General features: G+C 64.2%; 17 protein-coding genes. 14 read left to right on the top strand and 3 right to left on the bottom strand.

The features are described from left to right. Positions 1–67: 67 nt before the first annotated feature. Positions 68–1,006, bottom strand: coding sequence for a LysR family transcriptional regulator (locus O3301_RS17200; protein WP_034754583.1), 939 nt, complete (start codon positions 1,004–1,006; stop codon positions 68–70). A gap of 131 nt (positions 1,007–1,137) precedes the next feature. On the opposite strand from O3301_RS17200, the gene O3301_RS17195 reads away from it, so the two are divergent. The 13 genes from O3301_RS17195 to O3301_RS17135 all read left to right on the top strand — a co-directional run bounded on the left by O3301_RS17195 (position 1,138) and on the right by O3301_RS17135 (position 16,505). Beyond that, complete coding sequence (locus tag O3301_RS17195) at positions 1,138–2,370, top strand: urate hydroxylase PuuD (protein ID WP_251349754.1); 1,233 nt, start codon at positions 1,138–1,140, stop codon at positions 2,368–2,370. Continuing rightward, entirely contained in the window at positions 2,367–3,602 is a 1,236-nt protein-coding gene (locus tag O3301_RS17190; protein ID WP_305056969.1) for a M20/M25/M40 family metallo-hydrolase, read from the top strand. The genes O3301_RS17195 and O3301_RS17190 overlap by 4 nt, the downstream gene beginning before the upstream one ends. A 57-nt stretch (positions 3,603–3,659) precedes the next feature. Next, the gene (locus tag O3301_RS17185) at positions 3,660–4,586 is read left to right on the top strand and encodes a LysR family transcriptional regulator (protein ID WP_289899810.1); all 927 of its coding nucleotides are present in this window, start codon (positions 3,660–3,662) and stop codon (positions 4,584–4,586) included. 134 nt (positions 4,587–4,720) lie between these two features. After that, positions 4,721–5,392: a DUF4286 family protein gene (locus O3301_RS17180; protein ID WP_305056968.1), complete on the top strand. Its 672-nt coding sequence runs from the start codon at positions 4,721–4,723 to the stop codon at positions 5,390–5,392. Positions 5,393–5,498: 106 nt separating this feature from the next. Continuing rightward, positions 5,499–6,824, top strand: a complete 1,326-nt coding sequence (locus tag O3301_RS17175) for an MFS transporter (RefSeq protein ID WP_289917978.1) — start codon at positions 5,499–5,501, stop codon at positions 6,822–6,824. Between the two features lie 9 nt (positions 6,825–6,833). After that, entirely contained in the window at positions 6,834–7,511 is a 678-nt protein-coding gene (locus tag O3301_RS17170; RefSeq protein ID WP_305056967.1) for a DUF2848 domain-containing protein, read from the top strand. Between the two features lie 4 nt (positions 7,512–7,515). Next, positions 7,516–8,874: an amidase gene (locus tag O3301_RS17165; protein WP_305056966.1), complete on the top strand. Its 1,359-nt coding sequence runs from the start codon at positions 7,516–7,518 to the stop codon at positions 8,872–8,874. Positions 8,875–9,002: 128 nt separating this feature from the next. Next, positions 9,003–10,295 carry a paraquat-inducible protein A gene (locus O3301_RS17160; protein WP_369812205.1) on the top strand — a complete coding sequence of 431 codons (1,293 nt, stop codon included), beginning with the start codon at positions 9,003–9,005 and terminating at the stop codon, positions 10,293–10,295. Beyond that, positions 10,288–11,919 (top strand): intermembrane transport protein PqiB, encoded by a 1,632-nt coding sequence (locus O3301_RS17155; protein ID WP_305056964.1) that lies wholly within the window; start codon positions 10,288–10,290, stop codon positions 11,917–11,919. Before O3301_RS17160 ends, O3301_RS17155 begins: the two co-directional genes overlap by 8 nt. Then, entirely contained in the window at positions 11,916–12,512 is a 597-nt protein-coding gene (locus tag O3301_RS17150) for a membrane integrity-associated transporter subunit PqiC (RefSeq protein WP_289899817.1), read from the top strand. The genes O3301_RS17155 and O3301_RS17150 overlap by 4 nt, the downstream gene beginning before the upstream one ends. A 47-nt stretch (positions 12,513–12,559) precedes the next feature. Then, positions 12,560–12,961: a DUF2946 domain-containing protein gene (locus O3301_RS17145; RefSeq protein WP_305056963.1), complete on the top strand. Its 402-nt coding sequence runs from the start codon at positions 12,560–12,562 to the stop codon at positions 12,959–12,961. A gap of 77 nt (positions 12,962–13,038) precedes the next feature. Then, a complete protein-coding gene (locus O3301_RS17140) occupies positions 13,039–15,153 on the top strand; it encodes a TonB-dependent receptor domain-containing protein (protein ID WP_305056962.1) in 2,115 nt (704 codons plus the stop codon). Between the two features lie 8 nt (positions 15,154–15,161). Then, positions 15,162–16,505, top strand: coding sequence for a PepSY domain-containing protein (locus O3301_RS17135; protein ID WP_305056961.1), 1,344 nt, complete (start codon positions 15,162–15,164; stop codon positions 16,503–16,505). Here O3301_RS17135 and O3301_RS17130 read toward each other — a convergent pair. Together O3301_RS17130 and O3301_RS17125 are read right to left on the bottom strand one after the other, a co-directional pair. Continuing rightward, positions 16,477–17,874: a hypothetical protein gene (locus O3301_RS17130; protein WP_305056960.1), complete on the bottom strand. Its 1,398-nt coding sequence runs from the start codon at positions 17,872–17,874 to the stop codon at positions 16,477–16,479. The two genes, O3301_RS17135 and O3301_RS17130, sit on opposite strands and share 29 nt — an antisense overlap. Next, the gene (locus tag O3301_RS17125; protein WP_289906378.1) at positions 17,871–18,302 is read right to left on the bottom strand and encodes a hypothetical protein; all 432 of its coding nucleotides are present in this window, start codon (positions 18,300–18,302) and stop codon (positions 17,871–17,873) included. Before O3301_RS17125 ends, O3301_RS17130 begins: the two co-directional genes overlap by 4 nt. A 118-nt stretch (positions 18,303–18,420) precedes the next feature. Here O3301_RS17125 and O3301_RS17120 point away from each other — a divergent pair, with 118 nt between their 5' ends. Further along, on the top strand, positions 18,421–19,596 hold the full coding sequence (locus tag O3301_RS17120) for a YncE family protein (protein ID WP_305056959.1): 1,176 nt from the start codon (positions 18,421–18,423) through the stop codon (positions 19,594–19,596).

Here is a 19,596-nt window from a genome sequence, read left to right as displayed (position 1 = left end):
CCGATCATGCAAGCGGTGATGATAGCGCCCTGTTCCTGTCTCCATTATATGCGCTTGCTGATAGCGGCTATCGCTGCACCAGCGCCTTGGCGGCCGCGCTGACCTGGTCGCGCAGCCATTTGTGTTCGGGCGCCTGGTGCACGCGCTGGTGCCACAGCTGGTAAAAACGCATGGGCGGGAATTTCAGAGGTACGGTATAAGTTTTCAGCGGCAGCGTCTTTTCATAGAAGCGCATGAATTGCCGGCCCGTGGTCAGCACCAGGTCCGTCTGCGTCAGCATGTAGGGGATCAGGCCGAAATACGCCGATTCCACTACCACGTTGCGCTGCAGGTTTTGCCGTTCGAGGAAGGAATCGATCACGCCGTGGTAGCCGGGCATCATCTGCGACGGCGCCACGTGGGGCAGGCTCAGATAATCGTCGAGGGTCATGGCGTCGCTGGCCGTGCGCCGCGCATAGGCGTTTTCCGCATGCATGGCGCAGATGATGGGGTCTTCGAACAGCTTCGAGATGTGCAGATGCGCGGGCGGCTCGTCCCAGTTGGCGATCACCAGATCCAGGCCCCCATCGGACAGTTGGCGGATATGGTCGATGCCGGGCCCCAGGCTGTGCAGCACGACGCGGCTTTTCGGCGAACCGCGGCGCAGCAGGGCCACCACGTTGGGCAGGAACTGGCTATCCAGGTAGTCGGGCGCGGCGATGTGGAAAGTGCGCGCTTCTTCCTGCGCCACGAATGGCGTCTTCTTGACGAACAGGCTCTCCGTCTGGTCGAGGATGCGCTTGGCCGGATTGAGCAGACTTTCGCCATGCTGGGTTGGCACCATGCCGCGCGCGCCGCGCACGAGCAGCGGGTCGCCCGTCAGTTCGCGCAGCTTGCGCAGGGAGGCGGAAATCGAAGGTTGCGGCTGATTGAGTTTCAGCGCCACGCGCGAGACATTCTTTTCCACCAGCAGCAGGTAGAGGATGCGGATCAAGTGCAGGTCGAGGTGTTGCGGCAGGCTGGACATGTGGCGGCGGCTCTGTTGTATATCGATTTGAATATGTCAAATATACGATATTTTTCATGTGATGGGCGGTAAATCCGTTTATCTTGTGTAGATTGGCACGAATATTGGTTCGGTCTGACTAGAGGAAATTTATGGAAGTATTTGCCTACCTGATTCCGTACGGCCTGGAGTGGCTGAACCTGATCGTCCGCTGGCTGCACGTCATCACGGGCATCGCCTGGATCGGCGCTTCCTTTTATTTCGTCTGGCTCGACAACTCGATCCGCCCGCCCGCGCCCGGCTCGGAGCTGGCGAAGAAAGGCGTGTCGGGAGAATTGTGGGCCGTGCACGGCGGCGGCTTCTATAACCCGCAAAAATACCTGGTGGCGCCCGCGGAACTGCCGAAGGAACTGCACTGGTTCAAGTGGGAAGCGTATTCCACCTGGCTATCCGGCTTTGCGCTGCTGACGATTGCCTACTACTTCAATGCCCAGGCCATGATGATCGACAAATCCGTGGCCGACATCAGCAGCGGCCAGGCGATCGGCATCGGCATCGCCACCCTCGTCATCGGCTGGACCGTGTACGACCTGCTGTGCCGATCAAAGCTGGCGCAATACGAGCTGTGGTTCGGCGTGACGGTGTTTGCCCTGATCGTCGGCGCCGCATATGTGCTCACGCACTTGCTCAGCGGGCGCGCCGCCTACATCCACGTGGGCGCCATGATCGGCACCATCATGGTGGCCAATGTGCTGATGCTGATCATTCCCGGCCAGCGCAAGATGGTCGAAGCCATGGCCGCCGGCAAGCTGCCCGACCCCAAACACGGCCTGAAAGCCAAGCAGCGCAGCGTGCATAACAATTATTTTACGTTGCCCGTGCTGTTCATCATGATCAGCAACCACTACGCGATGACCTACCGCAACGATCACGCCTGGTTGGTGCTGGCGCTGATCATGGCGGCCGGCGTTTTCATCCGTCACTTCTTCAACCTGCGTCACAAGGGCCGGGTCGAGTGGCGCTATCCGGCCCTCGGCGTGGCCTTGCTGGTGGCCGTCGCCGTGGCCATCGCGCCCAAGGCGCCCGTGGCTGTGGCGGCCGCGCCGGCGGTGGACCCGGCCGCGCAGTTCAAGGCCGTGCATGCCATCATCGCCCAGCGCTGCGCCACCTGCCATTCGGCCCAGCCCACGCAACCGGGCTTCGCTACGGCGCCGGCCGGCATGATGCTGGATAATGAAGTCGAAATCCGCCAGCATGCGGCGCAGATCTACAAGCAGGCCATCGAACTGAAGGCCATGCCGATCGGGAACCTGACCAATATGACGGACGCCGAGCGCAGTGAGCTGGGCGCCTGGCTGCAACAGACCATGCAAGGAGCAAAATGACAACGCACGTAGAACAGATTACGGCCTGGATCGACAGCCATTTTGACGAGGAAGTCGCCTTTTTGCAAAAGGTGGTGCAGCAGCCGACGGATACGCCGCCCGGCAATAACGCGCCCCATGCGGAACTGGTGGCACAGCTGCTGCAGGCGTATGGCTGGCAGGCGGAAAAGCACGCGGTGCCAGCGGCGCAGGTGGAAGCGTACGGCATGCAAAGCATCACCAACCTGATCGTGCGCCGGTCGTATGCCGCGGGTGGACCGACGGTGGCCCTGAATGCGCATGGCGACGTGGTGCCGCCTGGCGACAACTGGACGTATCCGCCGTATGGCGGCCAGATCGACGACGGCTATATCTACGGCCGCGCGACGGCCGTCTCGAAGGGCGATTTCGCCACCTATGTGTTTGCCGCGCGCGCGCTCGAGGCGCTGGGCATTCCCTTGAAGGGCCAGCTCGAGCTGCATTTTACGTACGACGAGGAATTCGGCGGCTTGTTGGGGCCGGGCTGGCTGCTGGAGCAGCAGCTGACGAAGCCCGATTTTGTCATCGCCGCCGGTTTCAGCTATGGCATCGTCACGGCCCACAACGCCTGCCTGCAGCTGGAAATCACCGTGCACGGCAAGTCGGGCCACGGCTCCATGCCGGAGACAGGACACGACGCGCTGCAGGCGGCCAACAAGATCCTCAACGCCATCTACGGCCAGTTGCCGGAGCTGAAAAAGGTCAGATCCAAAGTGGCGGGCATCGATTCGCCCACCATGCTGGTGGGGCGCATCGACGGCGGCACGAATACCAATGTGGTGCCGGGCAAGGTCGTCATGAAGATGGACCGCCGCATGATTCCCGAAGAAGACCCGGTGGCGGTGGAAGCGCAGGTGCGCGCGCTGATCGAGGACGCCGTGCGGGGCGAGCCCGGCATCCGCCTCGAGATTCGCCGCCTGCTGCTCTCGCACGCGCTGCGCCCCTTGCCCGGTTCCGAACAGCTGGTGGGCAGCCTGCAAAAGAATGCGCAAGCCATCCTCGGCGAAACGATTCCCGCCGTCGGCACGCCCCTGTATGCGGATGCGCGTCTGTATGGCGAGCGGGGCATCCCCGCCGTGCTGTATGGCGCCGGTCCGCGCACGGTGCCCGAATCGAATGCGAAGAAGGCCGACGAGCGCCTGGCGCTCGACGATTTACGCAAGGCCAGCAAGATCGTCGCCCTGACTTTGCTCGATTTCCTGGGCAAGAAATAGGGCGGGGCGCTTTGGCTTACAATGGGGCGGACATTCAAACTGTGAAGAAGAGCCCCATTGAATACCCGTTTTCTCGAAGCGTTTGTCTGGGCTGCGCGGCTGGGCAGCTTCCGCACGGCGGCCGACAAGCTGCACATCACGCAGGCGGCCATCTCGAACCGCATCGCCTCGCTGGAGCAGGATTTCGGCACGCGGCTGTTCGACCGCGACGCGCGTGAAATCCGCCTGACCTTTGCCGGACGCAACCTGCTCGTGTACGCCGAACGCATGCTGGAACTGTGTCGCGACATGTATGCGGCCAATTCCTCGCCCGCGCTGATTACGGGCGAAGTGCGCATCGGCGTCATCGAAACCATCGTGCATACCTGGCTGATCCCGTTCCTGCAGCGGGTGCAGGAGCGCTATCCGGGCATCGAGATTCAACTGACGTCGGAATCGACGCGCCGCCTGCACGAGCAGCTGCAGCAGGGCGAGCTCGATATCGCGCTGCAGACGGACATGCTGACGGGCGACCATCTCCGCAGCACGGGCAGCGGCGCCATCGCCATGGGCTGGGCGGGCAGGGCCGCCGACTGGCCCGACACGGGCAAGCCGTTCACGGTGGCGCAACTGGCGCAGCATCCGATCATCACCATGAACCGGGGCTCGCAGCCCCATTCCGCATTAAAAGCGCTGTGCCAGGACGAGGGCGTGCAGCTGGGCAGGGTGCATTGCGTCAGTTCGATTTCCGCCATCGTGCGGCTGGTCAAAGCGGGTTTCGGTATCGCAGTGCTGCCGCTGGCGCCCCTGCGCGAGGAAATCGAGCAGGGCCACATCGCCCTGATTCCCTGTACCAGCAGCCTGGCGCCGCAGCGCATCGTCATCAGTTACAGCGAAGACCTCACCACGGAAGCGATTCAATTGGTGGCCATGCTGGCATGCGAGGAGGCGGCCAGGTTCACTCTGGGGCTGGGCGAAGAGTATGGCGCCGGTGCGCGGACGTGAGAATTAAATTGCAGTTGTCACCGCGACCCATAAGAAAAACTTATCAGTCGCGTTCAGAATAACCCGTTTGCCAAGTGATGGCGTGCCACCTATTCTGGGCTGGCATACCACCCATAACGCAGAACGGAACCATCATGACGACGTCACCTACCTTGCCAGGCATCCTGTTTGTCTGGACCAGCGCAGACCCGGAACACGAACGCGATTTCAACCGCTGGTACGACCGCGAACACGTGGAAGAGCGCGTGCGCATTCCCGGTTTTGTCAGCGGCACGCGCTACCAGAGCGTGCGCGGTTCCCGCAAATATCTGGGCCTGTACCGCACCGTCTCGCTCGACGCCTTCCAGACGCCGGACTACTTCAAGGCTTTCGGCCAGCAGACGCCATGGTCGGTGACGAATCTGCAGCGCATGGTGGACCCGATGCGCCGCGTCTGCGCCATCGAGGCGGAAACGGGCATGGGTACGGGCGCCTGGCTGGCCGTGCTGCGTATGGGTGCGTCGGCCATCGACCAGGATGCGCAAGCCGTGGTCGCCATGGCCGCTCTGGGGGCGACATTGCTGCAGATCGACGGTGTCATTGCCACGCGCTTGCTGACGCCCGACGCCAAGCTGTCCGGCCCCCTGCCGGCGGAGCAGAAGGAGGGCCGCGTGCTCGACCCGATCTTCCTGATCGACGCGTCGTCGGAAAGCGCCGCCATGGCCGCCGCCGATGCCGCCAGCGCGGCGCTGGGCCTCGACGGGGAACAGGCGGCCATCCTGCAGCTGTCTTGGCAGTTGCGCGAGGCCGACCTGCACGCGGCCTGACACGCACGCGCATCTTGCCGGCACTGATAACACGAGACACGGGCGACGGCGCAGGGCAAAGCATCCTGCGCCGGACCTGCAATAAAACTGACGAGAGAGGTAGGCAATGACCACATATACAACGGCAAACGCTGCGCATCCGGCGGCTCAGGCACCGGGCGACAAGCCAAAAACGGGACGCCTGGCTACGGCCAGCATGGTCGGAACGACCCTGGAATGGTATGACTTCACCGTCTACAACACCATGGCGGCGTTGATCTTCAACCACCTGTTTTTCCCTTCTTTCGATCCGCTGACGGGCACCATCCTGGCCTTTTCCACGTACGCCGTCGGCTATATCTCGCGTCCCATCGGCGGCGTGATCTTCGGCCACCTGGGCGACAAGCTGGGACGCCGCTGGGTACTGGTGGTGACCCTGATGCTGATGGGCGTGACGACGGGCTTGATGGGCCTCTTGCCCACGTATGCGACGGCTGGCATCTGGAGCCCGGTCTTGCTGGTGGCGCTGCGCTTCGTGCAGGGCATAGCGCTGGGTGGCGAATGGGCGGGCGCCGTGCTGATCTCCGTCGAACACGGGGCAGCGGACAAGCGGGGACGCAACGCCTCGTGGACGCAGGTGGGACCGTCGTTCGGCACCTTGCTGGCGACGGGCTGCATCGGCCTGATCACCTATCTGCTGCCGCATGAAGCGTTCATGGACTGGGGCTGGCGTATGCCGTTCATCGCCAGCCTGCTGCTGGTGGCCTTCGGCATGTGGATACGCAGCGGCATCGAAGAAACCCCGCTGTTCAAGGAACTTGACCAGAAGGATGCGAAGGCGGAAGCGCCGATAGGCGAGGTGCTGCGCCTCTACTGGCGCCGTTTGCTGATCGCCGGCGGCGTGCGCATCGGCTCGGACGTGCTGTATGCGCTGGTGGTGGTGTTTACCCTGACGTATGTGACGACGGTGTTGCACCTGTCGTCGACACTGGCGCTGACCGCCATCATGATCGGCACGGCCTGCAATGCGCTGTCGGTGCCCGTGTTTGGCGCGCTGTCGGACAAGATCGGCCGCCGACCCGTATATGCGCTGGGCGCCGTGCTGGGCCTCGTGTGGGCGTTTGCCTTCTTCACCCTGCTCGACACGGCCAGTCCGGCCGCCATCGTCACGGCCGTTGTCGTAGGCCTGGTCATCCACGCCATCATGTACGGCCCGCAAGCGGCCTTCGTTATCGAGCAATTCCCCACCAAGGTGCGCTATGCGGGTTCCTCGCTGGCCTATACCCTGGCCGGCGTCATCGGCGGCGGCTTTGCACCGCTCGTCATCGCCAGCCTGTACCGCTCGTACAACAGCACCATGGCCGTCTCGCTGTATGTGGCGGCGGCCCTGCTGATCACCGGTGCCGCCGTCTTCGCAGCCAGAGAAACGGGTCGCGGCCCCCTTGAGGAGTAAAGAGATACCATGACTACCCATACCTTCAACCTGGCGGGCCACGGCCCCGTCACCTTCGACATCGACAACCTGATCATCGCCGGCTGGACGGGCCGCGACCTGGCCATGGTCGAACACCATATCGCCGAACTGGAAGCCATCGGCGTGGCGCGCCCGAAAAGCGTGCCGACCTTTTACCGCGTGGCGGCGGCGCTGCTGTCCAGCGATGCCGCCATCGAAGTGCCGGGCCGCGATTCGTCCGGCGAGGCGGAATTCGTGCTGTTTTCCACGGAGTACGGCCTGCTGGTGGGCATCGGCTCCGACCATACGGACCGCAAGGTGGAAAGCTATGGCGTGACGGTGTCGAAGCAAATGTGCGGCAAGCCCGTGGGCGATACCCTGTGGCCTTATGCCGACGTGGCCGGCCACTGGGACCAGCTGCAGATGCGCTCCTGGCGCGAGCGCGCCGGCGTGCCGGCCCTGTACCAGGATGGCCCCGTGACGCGCATGCTGTCGCCGGAAGACCTGATCCTGCGCTACACGGGGCAGGCCAGCCTGCCCGTGGGCAGCGCCATGTTCTGCGGCACGCAGCCGATCATCGGCGAGATGGGCCATGGCGACGCGTTCGAGCTGGAGCTGTATGATCCAGCCTTGCAGCGCCGCCTGCAGCACCGCTATGCCGTGCAAACCCTGCCCGTGGAAGGATAAGAGAATGACCCAACAGACCAAGACCATCCGCGACCTGGCGGCCGACCTGGCCGCCGGCCGCATCACCAGCGTGGAATTGACGCAGCGCATGCTGGCGCGCGCCGAGGCGCACCGGGCGCAGGGCGGCTATGCGTATGTCAGCCTCGATGGCGAACAGGCGCTGGCCGAGGCCCGTGCCAGCGATGCGGCACGCGCGGCCGGCTGGGTGCCTTCGCCGCTGGCGGGTGTTCCCCTGTCCATCAAGGACCTGTTCGACGTCAGGGGACAGGTCAGCAGCGCCGCCTCGCTGGCGCTGGCTGACGCCCCGCCCGCCGTTGTGGATGCCGGTGCCGTGGCGCGCCTGCGCGCTGCCGGCGCCATCCTGCTGGGCCGCACCAATATGAGCGAATTCGCATTCTCCGGCCTGGGCTTGAATCCCCATTACGGCACGCCGCGCAATCCGCACGACCGCGCGCGCGTGGCGGGCGGCTCCACCTCGGGCGGCGCCGTGACGGTGGCGCTGGGGATGGCTGCGGGAGCGCTGGGCACTGACACGGGCGGCTCGATCCGCATCCCGTCCGCCTTTTGCGGCCTGACCGGTTTCAAGCCGACGGCGGCTTCCGTGTCGCTGGCCGGCACGGTGCTGCTGTCGCGCTCCCTCGATTCGGCCGGCCCCATCGCGCACAGTGTCGATTGCTGCGCCATTTTGTACGCAGCGCTGTCGGGTCATGATATCGGCGCGCAGGCGCCAGCACTGAAAGGCTTGCGCTTCGGCTTTACCCTGGACTACGTCGGTACGCACGTGGCACCGCAGGTGCAGCAGGCTTTCGATGCTGCCCTGGACAAGCTGCGGCAAGCTGGCGCCCTGGTGGAACAGTTCGATTTCCCCGAATTGCTGGAGCTGCCGACGATCAATGGCGGTGGCGGACTGGTGGCGGCGGAAGCCTGGCACTGGCACAGGGTGTTACTTGAAGAGAAGGGCGCGCAATACGACCAGCGCGTGGCGGCGCGCATCCGGCGCGGCCAGCAGCAGGGAGCGGCCGACTACATCGATTTGCTCGATGCGCGCGCGCGCCTGATCGCTGTCGCCCGACGGCGCTTGGCGCCGTTCGACGCCTGGCTGATGCCCAGCGTGGCCATACAGGCGCCGGAAGTCGCGCCGCTGGAAGCGGATGACGCCACTTTTTTTGCCTCGAATGGCCTGGTGCTGCGCAACGCCAGCGTGATCAACTTCCTCGATGGCTGCGCGCTGTCGCTGCCTTGCCACGCCGACGGCGAGCTGCCCGTGGGACTGGGCATTTGCGGCCTGGCGGGTGCCGACGATACAGTGCTGCAAATCGGCCGCGCCGTGGAGGCGCTGCTGCGGGAGCGTGGAAAAGAATAATGCTGTAGTGCAGAAAAATGCCAACTCTGTCATGATGGCTGGCATTGACATGGGATAGTCGCGCTTCGGGCGCCGGCAAACTTCACACTGTGCACCGATACGACCTGATTAGTTGTCATGACTGCGGCGTGCTGTACCGCAAACGTCCGCTGCGTCCCCGCGAAAAGGCGCGCTGTATCCGTTGCCGCTCGGTGCTGTATCGCGGCGCCCACGCGCGGGGTGCATCGGCCGAATTGACCAAGGTGGTGGCGCTCACGCTGGGCGCCGCTTTTGTCTTCCTGATCGCCCAGTTTTTCCCTATCGTCGAACTCGACGTCAATGGCCTCACTTCCAGCGCTACCTTGCTCGGTTCCATCCGCGTGCTGTGGTCCGAGCAGATGCACATCGTGGCGACGATGGTCTTCCTGTTTACCATCCTCTTTCCCGCCATCGAACTCGGTTCCCTGCTGTACGTGGCGCTGGGCTTGCGCGGCGGCGTCAAGGTGCCCGGCTTTAACCGCGTGCTGCGCGCTGTGCAGACGGCGCGCGAATGGGGCATGACGGAGGTGCTGATGATCGGCATCCTGATCACCGTCGTCAAGATGACCAGCCTGGCCACGGTGCTGCCGCAACCGGGGCTGTTCGCGTTTGGCGCGCTGACCCTGATGCTGGCCATCGTCGTCTCGTTCGACCCCAAGGCCCTGTGGAACCTGGGCGACGACCTGACCCGGCAAGCGCTGCCGGGCATCCGCTACAAGGCCTTCGCGCCGGGCGAGAAAGTGCTGCCTTGCCATGCCTGCGGCCTGGTGGCGCCACCGCTGGGCAAGGGCAGGCACATGGCTTGCGTGCGCTGCGGCACGGCCCTGCACGTACGCAAACCGGACAGCATCAACCGCACCTGGGCCTTGCTGATCGCCGCCATGATCCTTTACATTCCCGCCAACCTGCTGCCCGTGATGGTGACGCAATCGTTGTTCGGCGCGCAGGACGACACCATCATGAGCGGCGTGGTGCTGTTCTGGAGCAGCGGCTCGAAAGGCCTGGCCATCATCATTTTCATCGCCAGCGTGGTCGTGCCCATGCTGAAGCTGGGCGTGCTGGCGCTGCTGGCATTCACCGCGCAGCGGCGTTCGCGCTGGCGGCCGCGCCAGCGCACCATCTTGTACCGCATGGTCGAATTCATCGGCCGTTGGTCCATGCTCGACATCTTTGTCGTCACGCTGACGGTGGCGCTGGTGCGCTTCAAGTCGCTGGCCGTGATCACGGCCGGTCCTGGCGCGCTGGCCTTTGGCGCCGTGGTGGTGCTGACCATGTTGGCGGCGATGCAGTTCGACCCGCGCCTGATCTGGGACCCCGTCGACGGGCAGGTGCCCGGCGAGGAAGAACCCGTGGTGGTGACAAATACCGAAAACAATACAGTGATTGGAGAACAGCATGTCTGACAAAGAAGCAGGCGACCTTGCCGAAGCGGGCGGCCGTCCATTGCCGGAGCCTGATGTGGAACAGGGCAGCCGCTGGCTGCCGTCGCTGGTATGGCTCATCCCGTTGCTGGCCGCGCTGATCGGCGCCGGCTTGGCCGCCAAGTCCATCCTCGACCAGGGGCCTACGGTGACGGTCAGCTTCAAGAGCGCCGAAGGACTCGAGCCTGGCAAGACCAAGGTCAAATACAAGGATGTCGATATTGGCCAGGTGCGCGCCATCACCCTGGGCGAGGACTTGAGCAAGGTGCTGGTGACGATCGACATGAGCAAGGAAGCGCGCCGCTTCGCTACCGCCGATTCGCGTTTCTGGGTGGTGCGCCCGCAGATCGGCGCCAGCGGCGTGACGGGGCTGGGCACCTTGCTGTCGGGCGCCTACATCGGCGTTGACACGGGCAAGTCGGAAGCCAAGAAAGACAACTTCATCGGCATGGAAAGTCCGCCCGCCGTGGCCGGCGACCAGAAGGGCAAACTGTACACCCTGCATGCGGAAAGCCTCGGCTCCGTCGACGTGGGTTCGCCCCTGTTCTTCCACCGCCTGCGCGTGGGCAAGGTGGTCAGCTTTGCGCTGGACAAGGATGGCAACGGCATCACCATGTCCGTCTTCGTGAACGCGCCGTACGACCAGTTCGTCGGCAAGAACGCGCGCTGGTGGCATGCCAGCGGCGTCGATGTGCGCCTCGATTCCAACGGTTTCAAGCTGAACACCCAGTCCCTGGCGGCCATGCTGGTGGGCGGTATCGCCTTCGAGGCGGAAAATGGCCGCAAGCCCGAAGAGCCGGCACCGGCCAATACCAATTTCCGCCTGGCGGCCGATGAGGCCAGCGCCATGCGCGAACCCGATGGCCAGGCCATCACCACCGTGTTCTATTTCGACCAGTCCCTGCGCGGCTTGCAGCCCGGCGCCACGGTGGACTTCCGCGGCATCGTGCTGGGCGAAGTGCGTTCGGTCGGCATCGAGTTCGATCCCGTGAAGAAGAACTTCCGCATGCCCGTCACCGTCAATCTGTACCCGGCCCGCCTGGGCATGCGCTTCAAGGCCGCTGTCGACGATGAGGAAGGCTCAGCCGGCCACCAACTGCTCGAACGCATGGTCAGCCGTGGCTTGCGCGCCCAGCTACGCACGGGCAACCTGCTGACCAGCCAGCTGTACATCGCGCTGGACTTCTTCCCGAAAGCGCCGAAGGTGGTGCTCGACGCGAACAAGTATCCGCTGGAAGTGCCGACCGTACCGAATACCCTGGATGAACTGCAGACGCAGATCGCCAGCATCGCCCGCAAGCTCGATCAGGTACCGTATGCGGAGATCGGCAATAACCTGAACGTCACCATCAAGCAGGCCAATACCCTGTTCAAGCAGCTCGATGGCCAGGTGGTGCCGGAAATGCGCGATACCTTGACGGCGGCGAAACAGACCTTCGGCACGGCCGAACAGGTGCTGCAAAAGGATTCGCCGCTGCAGTCGGACGTGCGCCAGGCCTTGCAGCAGCTGACGCAAACCCTGCAATCGCTCAATGCCCTGTCGGATTACCTGGAACGCCACCCCGAGTCCCTGATCCGCGGTAAAAAAGGAGATGAGAAAAAATGAAGCAGCCAATTTTTGCGCTTTTGATGACAGCCATCCTGCTGGGCGCCTGCTCCACGCCCCAGCCCGAGCATTTCTATACGCTCAGCGGCGGCGCCGACGCGCAGCCGGCCAAACCCGTCAAATACTATGTCGAGGTGCTGGCCGTCAGCGTGCCGCAGCAGGTGAGCCGCAACCAGTTTGTTGTGACGGCGCCATCGGGGCGCATCGAATTGCTGGAGCAGCAGCGCTGGGCGGGGCCGCTGGCCGGCGAGATCGGCCAGGCCCTGTCGACGGCCGTGACGAACGACCTGGGCGCCATCGACGTGTTCCGCACGCCGCATCCGGACAACTTGCCCGTGTACCGCATCAGCACCAATGTGCAGCGTTTCGAGTCCGTGATGGGCCAATATGCGCTGATCGATGCCGTGTGGAGCGTGCGCCAGCTGGCCAGCAGCAAGGTGGTGACTTGCCGCACGATAGCCAATGAAAAGGTGGGCGCCGGCTACGATGAACTGGTGCTCGGTCACCGCCGCGCCGTGAACCGCATCGCCGCCGATACGGCGAGCGTCGTGCGCGCTTTTGACAACGGCAACGCCGCCTGCCCGGCCGCCTGAGCCGCTTTCCGCTATCCAGTCCCGGCGGCCGCTGGTAAAATACGGCCATGGGAATGACCTTGTTCACGCGCCGCTTTGCCGCCTGGATCGCCTGTTTCGCGATCCTGCTGGCGGCGCTCGCGCCATCGATTTCCCAGGCCGTCGCCACCGCCAAGCAGGAATCCGGCTCCGGCTGGGCGGAAATCTGCTCGGTGGCCGGTATCCGTTTCGTCCAGGTCGACAATGACGGCGCCGCCGACGAGAAATCCGGCGGCAAGGCCATGCAGATGGAGCATTGCGCCTTCTGTTCCACGCATGCAGGTTCCGTCGGCCTGCCGCCCGCCAGCCCCGTGCTGCCGCTGCTTGTGGCCAGCGGCACGGCCATTTTCCCGGCCCTCTACTACCAGTCTCCCGCACCGCTGTTCATCTGGTCCACCGCGCAGTCGCGCGCGCCGCCCATCTTCGTCTGAGTTTTTGCTTTTTCAATGTTGGCGCTGTCCACCTTGCGGTGTGATGCGCCGCATCCGCACACTTAAACGAGAATCACATGAACGAGAATTTATTGGTGCTGGCCGTCGCCATCACCGTGGCTTACCCTTGCGCGCGGGCGCAGCAACTTGACCACGCCATCGACACCGTCGTCGTTTCCGGTTCGCGCGCGCAAGCGTGGCTGTCTGAGACGCCACAAGCCATCGGCGTCGTCAATGCCACAACCCTGGAACGCGACAAGCCCAAGACCATGGGCGATATCCTCAACCGCATCGCCGGCGTGTACTGGAATGACCTGGGCAACGAACAGCACAGCATGAGCATCCGCCAGCCCATCGGCACGAATGCCGTCTACCAGTACCTGGAAGACGGCATTCCCATCCGCCCGCTGGGCGTCTTCAACCATAACTCGCTTAACGAGATGAACATGGCGGGCGCCAGCGGCGTGGAAGTGGTGAAGGGCGCCGCGTCCTCGCTGTACGGCAGCAATGCCGTCGGCGGCGCCGTCAATTTCCTCACAGCCGGCGCCAGCGCGACACCCACGGCAAGCGTGGGCGTGCGGCGCGATAACGTGGGCGGCTACACCCGCTACGACACTTCCGCCAGCGATACCTGGGGGCCGCTGGGACTGCGCTTTTCCCACTACAGTTCGCGCCGTTCGCGCGACAACTGGCAAGAGTACAGCTACGGCGACAAGGATTCGTTCTCGCTGCGCGCCGACTATGCGCTCAGTTCCACCTCGCAGCTGCGCGCCACCATCGTCCACACGGATCTCGATGCGGCGATGACGGGCAGCCTGTTCGAGAACGACTACCGCACTGACCCCGGCAAGAGCCTGAACACGTTTACCTACCGCAAGGACAAGACCACGCGCATGAATCTGGCGTGGGAGGGCGCGACGACGGCCAATGGCACGAGCACCGTCACCGTGTTTACGCGCAAGAATGACCATGGACAGATTCCCGCGTATTCCATCGGCAGCTGCGCGGGTGTGCTGTGCAAGGGCGTCATCAACAATAACCACGTCGATTCGCTGGGCCTGGACGTGAAGCACCAGCAGGAATTCGCCTGGCTGCGTTCGCGCCTGATCGCCGGCGTGTATGTGGACAAGAGCGACAATCCCTTTGTCAGCGATAACCTGTCCATCGTGCGCGATGCCGCCACGGGCCGCTACCTGCGCTACACGCTGGCCAATGCCAGCAATCCGCAGGGCGTGCGCGACTACCAGACGGATATCCTCAATACTGCCGTTTTCGCGCAATGGGAATTTTCTCCGCTGGCGGGCACGCGCGTGGTGCTGGGCGGCCGTTCGGACGCCATCCGCTACGATTACCATAACAGGCTGGCGCCCGGCGGCAGCGTCAATTATGGCGCGCCCGACGAGTCGCGCAGCTTTTCGCACGTGAGCCCGAAGCTGGGCGCCACCTATGCCATCGGCCATGCGGGCAGCGCGTATGCGAACGTCAGCCAGGGTTTTACGCCGCCCGAGGTGAGCCAGCTGTATGGCAAGACGGGCATCGCCGACTTGCAGCCGTCCGTCTACAACAACTATGAATTGGGCTTACGCTGGGCGTTCCTGCAGGGCCGTTTGAAACTCGATACGGCCCTGTACCGGCTCGATGGGCGCGACACCATCGTCAGCTACACGCTCTCGCCCGGCAACAGCGAAAACCGCAATGCGGGGCGCACGCGCAGCGAAGGCCTGGAGCTGGGCCTGAACTACGACAGCGGCCCCTTCGACGCGCGCTTCGCCACGGCCATCGCGCGGCACCGCTACTTGCGCTACCAGCTCTCCAGTACCCTCGATTACAGCGACCGCGCCATGCCGCAGGCGCCGCGCGACATCACCTCGATCGAGATCGGCTACAAGCCCGTGGCCGGGGCGCGTATCGCGCTTGAAGCCGTGCACCAGGGGCGCTACTGGATGAACAATGCCAACACGGTGGAGTACAAGGGCCACGCCTTGCTGAACCTGCGCGCCAGTTACCAGCTCGCGCGCGGGCTGGAAGCGTGGGCGCAGGTGCGCAACATGGCCGACAAACGCTATGCCGATTCGGCCAGCAGCAGTTATGCGGGCACGGGCAGCTATGCGCCGAACAGCCAGAACCAGTACACGCCCGGCGCGCCGCGCAGCGTGATGCTGGGCCTAGGCTATACCTTCAACGCACTGTGAGGATGGCCATGGACGACGCAACTTTTCTCATCGCACGGCGCAAAAGCCTGTATTGGCGCATCCACTTCTGGGCCGCGCTGATCGCTTCACCGTTTGCCCTGGTGGCCACCCTGACGGGCATTTTGTACGTATTCACGCCGCAGATCGAGGCAAGGCTGTACCAGCACCTCGACCATGTGGCGCCGCAGGGCGCCATGCTGCCGCTGGATGCCGCGGTGGCGGCTGCCGAACGGGCGGCGCCGCGTGGCTGGGCGGTGCAGCACGTGGTGCCGCCGTTCCAGCAGGACGACGCGGTGCAGGTGGCGTTCGCGCCGCCCGGCGGCGCGCAGGATGAGCATGCGGGCCATGGCGGACATGCCGCGCCGGCCACGCCCGCCAGGCCGAAGTTCGGCCTGCCCGCGCAAGCCGTCGTCGTATATGTGAACCCCTATGACGCGCGCGTGCTGGGTAGCCTGGCCAGTAGTGAGCGCTTCGGCAACTGGGCGAAAAAGCTGCATTCGCGCCTGCTGCAAAACGATGGCTGGCGCTGGATGATCGAGCTGGCGGCAAGCTGGCTGATGGTGATGCTGGTAACGGGCGTGGTCCTGTGGTGGCCGCGCAGCGCGCAAGCGGGCTTGCCGAAGCGGGGCGCGCGCGGGCGCAATGGCTGGCGCCAGTGGCATGCTTTTCTCGGCGTGGCGCTCGGCATCGTCAGCGTCGTCATCCTGACGACGGGGCTGACGTGGAGCCAGCAGGCGGGCGGGCGCATCCGCGCGCTGCGCGACATCAGCGGCCAGGCGCCGCCGCCCGTGCCGCGCGGCCTGCACTCAAACGAGGAGGGCGCTCCGCTCGACTGGCAGGATGCGTGGCAGGTGGCGCGCAGCCATGCGCCCGCCATCGCCGTGCAGCTGACGGCGCCGGCCAGCCAGGACGATGTGTGGCGCGCCACCATGGCCGACCGCAGCCAGCCCACCTTGCGCTTCGACCTGCAATTCGATGCCTACAGCGGTAAGCCTTTGTATTATGCGGGGTGGGAGGCGCAGACGGCGTTCGGCAAGGCGACGGCCATCGGCATTCCGTTTCATCGCGGCGAATTCGGTTGGTGGAACCAGGCCGTGCTGCTGCTGTTCGGCGCCAGCGTGCTGTTCTCGCTGGTGTCGGGCTGGGTGATGTTTTTCAAACGGCGCTTGCCTGGCTCGCTGGGTTTACCCAAGCTGCTGCCGGGCGCCTGGACGTCGCCCTCGGCCCTGGCCTGGCTGACGGCGGCGGGCATGTGTGCGCTGATGCCGCTGCTGCTCGTTTCCGGCGGCATGCTGTTGCTGCTGGAGCTGTTCCTGGCACGGGCTAGCCGCCGACGATGGGCTGCGCGATGATACAGAGACTGAGCAAAGTGTAGGCGATCATCAGGGCCAGCATCGGATACTGGCTGCGCAGGGCCGCGCGGCGACTGGCGTACAGGCGCAGCGCGCAGACATGAGCCAGCCAGACGGCCGCCACGTGGCCTGCGACGATGGCGAATAGCGATACGTACCACACCACCTTGGCGTCAACGATGCCAAGGCGGATGAAGTACAGCTTCGTGTCGAACAGGTCCCAGTCCAGGCCCAGCGGGTCCGACGCCAGCGGAATCAGGTACTGGCCCGCCATCGCCAGGAAAGACAGGTAGTGGGCGAAATGGTAGGCGATGGCGATCGGCACCAGGGTCAGCACGAAGTGGCCGGCCACGCGCAGCAAGGGTATGGCCGGCTGGCCATCGCTGGCACCGCAGCGGGCGATCAGCGCGCAAAACAGCAGGAACACCAGCAGGAACAGGGCCGGCATCAGCAGCAGGGCGGCCGTGGTGATCCATGCTAGCGCACCAGGCGCCACGGCGAGGACGGCGTCGACGATGTCGTACCACGTTTGCGTTTCCATCATGCCGTCGAAGCTGACGGAGGCCAGCATGAGGATCACCAGCACCAGGCAGGCGGGACGCACGGGTTCCACCGTCAGCAAGCCCGCCGCATACGGGCGCACGTAGCAGGCGCCGTCGCGGAATGTCACGGGCGCGAAGCGGGCCAGCAGACCGAAGACGACGTTGAAAACTTCCGCATGGCGCAGCCAGGCGGCGCGGCCGAACAGCGCCATGCCTGCCCACGTGCAGGCAGAATACAGCAGCATGGTCCAGGCCAAGCTGGCCGGCTGCTCGCTGCCTTCCCAGTTCAGCTCCATCCAGATAAAGCCGAAGAACAGGGCCGCCGCCGGCCAGCTATCGAGCCAGCGCGGCCACGCCAGCGGTGCGCGCCAGCGGGGGAACAGTTGCTGCGCCGCGCGCGCCACGCTGTCGAGCGGATTGACCAGCGCCCACAAGTCGCCCAGCAGCGCCGACACGTAGGCCATGCCGACCCACCAGATGGCCCACACCATGGCGGGCGCGATATTTTTCACGGGGTTTTGCACGCCCACCAGTCCCGCCACGATCACCAGAATATACAACGCCAGCACCAGCAGGCGCAGTGCGAAAGCGATGGCGCGTGCGCCAGGAACCTGCCGCAGGACGAGGCGCGCATAGTCGCCCTGGCAGGTCGCTGTGCCATCCCGGCGCCACAGTGCCAGGAAGGCAAACGACAGCGCCACCGTCAGTCCCGCGCCCAGCAAATATAGCCAGAGCGGCAAGGGCAGGTCGTAGCGCTGGCCAAAGCCGTGCGCATGGGCGATGCCTGGCGCGGCCAGCAGGACGAAAGCGATGGCGCGCCGCATCATCGCGGCAGCACTTCCAGGTACATCAGGGGCGCCTCGCGGTGATGCTTGTGCTGCTTGCCCTTCTTGCCATCCGTTTGCGCGCCATAGCCGTGCGCGGAAACAGGGAAGCGTCCCGGCACCGTGGCGTCGATGCGCATGGCTTTTGTCTCGCCCGGCTTGACTTCCAGCAGCTGATCGTAGCCATGCAAGTGGATACTGACTATTTCGTCGGTACTCCAATCCACGGTGATCCGGGCGTCCTGCCGGACCCGTATCGTCGGTGGCTTCGCGGCGATTTTGCGCTGCGCGATGGCCAGAGCCACATGCTGTTCCTGTTGTTGCGGTTTTGCCGCAGAGTCGCTCTGCGACTGGCTTTGCGCCGATATGCATAGCAGGAAAATGGCCAGGCCCAGGCTGGCAAGCGGAGGGAGGAATGAGTATTTTTTCATGCTTAAATTTTAGGAAAGATTTCCAGCATTGGCCATCTGAAAAAAAACACCAGTTTGAAAAAGTGCGGCCGTAGAATGATCGGCGCGGATCCGACGACACTTGGAAAAGGCGGGGGAGATGATGAAAAAAGTGATGTTTGCACTGGCCGTGACATGCCTGGCGGTGTTGCCTGCGTCGGCCGAAATCCTGGCCATGGTCAATTACGAGAGCAAGGCGCCCGAGTCATTGAAGTCGCTGAAAAGCCCTGTCGCGCCGCCGTCGCGCAAGGAGGGTATCGCCATCATCGATGTCGATCCCGAGTCGAAAAACTTCGGCAAGATCGTGCGCGACATCGCCCTGCCGCCGGACCTGGTGGCGCACCATATCTTCTACAACCACGACATGAGCAAGGCTTACATCACGGCGCTGGGCAAGACGCAGCTGCGCGTGATGGACATGCGCCACAAGGACTTTCCCATCAAGGTGATCGAGGTGCCGACTTGCCAGGTGGGCGAGGACATCGTCTTTTCGGATGACCACAAGCGCTGGTATCTGAGCTGCATGGGATCGCAGGCCATGCTGGAAGGCGACGCCGTGCACGACAAGCCGGGACGCACCGTCAGGCTGCCGGCGCCATATCCGCATGGCCTGGCCGTCCACGATGGCATCGACCGCACCCTGCTGACGAGCACCATCCGCCCCACGGACCTGGGCGACGCGGGTGAAGTGATCAGCGTGCTGGAAACGAGCACGGGCAAGGTGCTGGGCACGCACAAGCTGTCGAAAAAGCCGTCGCCGTCTGGCGAAGCGCCGGTGGAAGTGCTGTTCGTCCCGGGCAGCAAACTGCCTGTCGCCTACGTCGCCAATATGTACGGCGGCACCGTGTGGACCGCCACGTGGAATCCGACAACCAAAGATTTCGACACGGCCCAGGTGCATGACTTTGCCGAACAAAAGGCGGGCGTGCCGCTGGAGCTGTATTTCAACAAGGGCGCGACGCGGCTGTACCTGACGACGGCCAAGCCGGGCCACCTGCATATCTTCGACCTGACGGGCGGCATCGGCAAGCCCCGGCTATTGAAATCGATCCCTGCCGCCGAAGGCGCGCACCACGTGGCGTTCACCAGGGATGGCCGCTATGCCTTCGTGCAGAACGCGCTGCTCAACCTGCCGGGCATGAGCGATGGCAGCATCACCGTCATCGACATGAAAAAGGAGGTGGTGGCGGGTAGTGTCGATACCTTGAAAAACAAGGGGCTCAATCCGAACAGCATCGTGCTGCTGCCGAAGTGGAATGACTTCATGGGGCATTGA

It is taken from the genome of Janthinobacterium sp. SUN211, assembly GCF_030587315.1.
Classification (GTDB): Bacteria; Pseudomonadota; Gammaproteobacteria; order Burkholderiales; family Burkholderiaceae_D; genus Janthinobacterium; species Janthinobacterium kumbetense.
This window is presented reverse-complemented; position numbering and strand designations above follow the sequence as displayed.

Coding starts and splice junctions, on each gene's coding strand:
- O3301_RS17155 (WP_305056964.1), top strand. CDS start 10,288: ATGTCTGACAAAGAAGCAGGCGACCTTGCCGAAGCGGGCGGCCGTCCA.
- O3301_RS17120 (WP_305056959.1), top strand. CDS start 18,421: ATGATGAAAAAAGTGATGTTTGCACTGGCCGTGACATGCCTGGCGGTG.
- O3301_RS17170 (WP_305056967.1), top strand. CDS start 6,834: ATGACTACCCATACCTTCAACCTGGCGGGCCACGGCCCCGTCACCTTC.
- O3301_RS17130 (WP_305056960.1), bottom strand. CDS start 17,874: ATGATGCGGCGCGCCATCGCTTTCGTCCTGCTGGCCGCGCCAGGCATC.
- O3301_RS17165 (WP_305056966.1), top strand. CDS start 7,516: ATGACCCAACAGACCAAGACCATCCGCGACCTGGCGGCCGACCTGGCC.
- O3301_RS17125 (WP_289906378.1), bottom strand. CDS start 18,302: ATGAAAAAATACTCATTCCTCCCTCCGCTTGCCAGCCTGGGCCTGGCC.
- O3301_RS17180 (WP_305056968.1), top strand. CDS start 4,721: ATGACGACGTCACCTACCTTGCCAGGCATCCTGTTTGTCTGGACCAGC.
- O3301_RS17140 (WP_305056962.1), top strand. CDS start 13,039: ATGAACGAGAATTTATTGGTGCTGGCCGTCGCCATCACCGTGGCTTAC.
- O3301_RS17145 (WP_305056963.1), top strand. CDS start 12,560: ATGGGAATGACCTTGTTCACGCGCCGCTTTGCCGCCTGGATCGCCTGT.
- O3301_RS17135 (WP_305056961.1), top strand. CDS start 15,162: ATGGACGACGCAACTTTTCTCATCGCACGGCGCAAAAGCCTGTATTGG.
- O3301_RS17190 (WP_305056969.1), top strand. CDS start 2,367: ATGACAACGCACGTAGAACAGATTACGGCCTGGATCGACAGCCATTTT.
- O3301_RS17175 (WP_289917978.1), top strand. CDS start 5,499: ATGACCACATATACAACGGCAAACGCTGCGCATCCGGCGGCTCAGGCA.
- O3301_RS17150 (WP_289899817.1), top strand. CDS start 11,916: ATGAAGCAGCCAATTTTTGCGCTTTTGATGACAGCCATCCTGCTGGGC.
- O3301_RS17195 (WP_251349754.1), top strand. CDS start 1,138: ATGGAAGTATTTGCCTACCTGATTCCGTACGGCCTGGAGTGGCTGAAC.
- O3301_RS17200 (WP_034754583.1), bottom strand. CDS start 1,006: ATGTCCAGCCTGCCGCAACACCTCGACCTGCACTTGATCCGCATCCTC.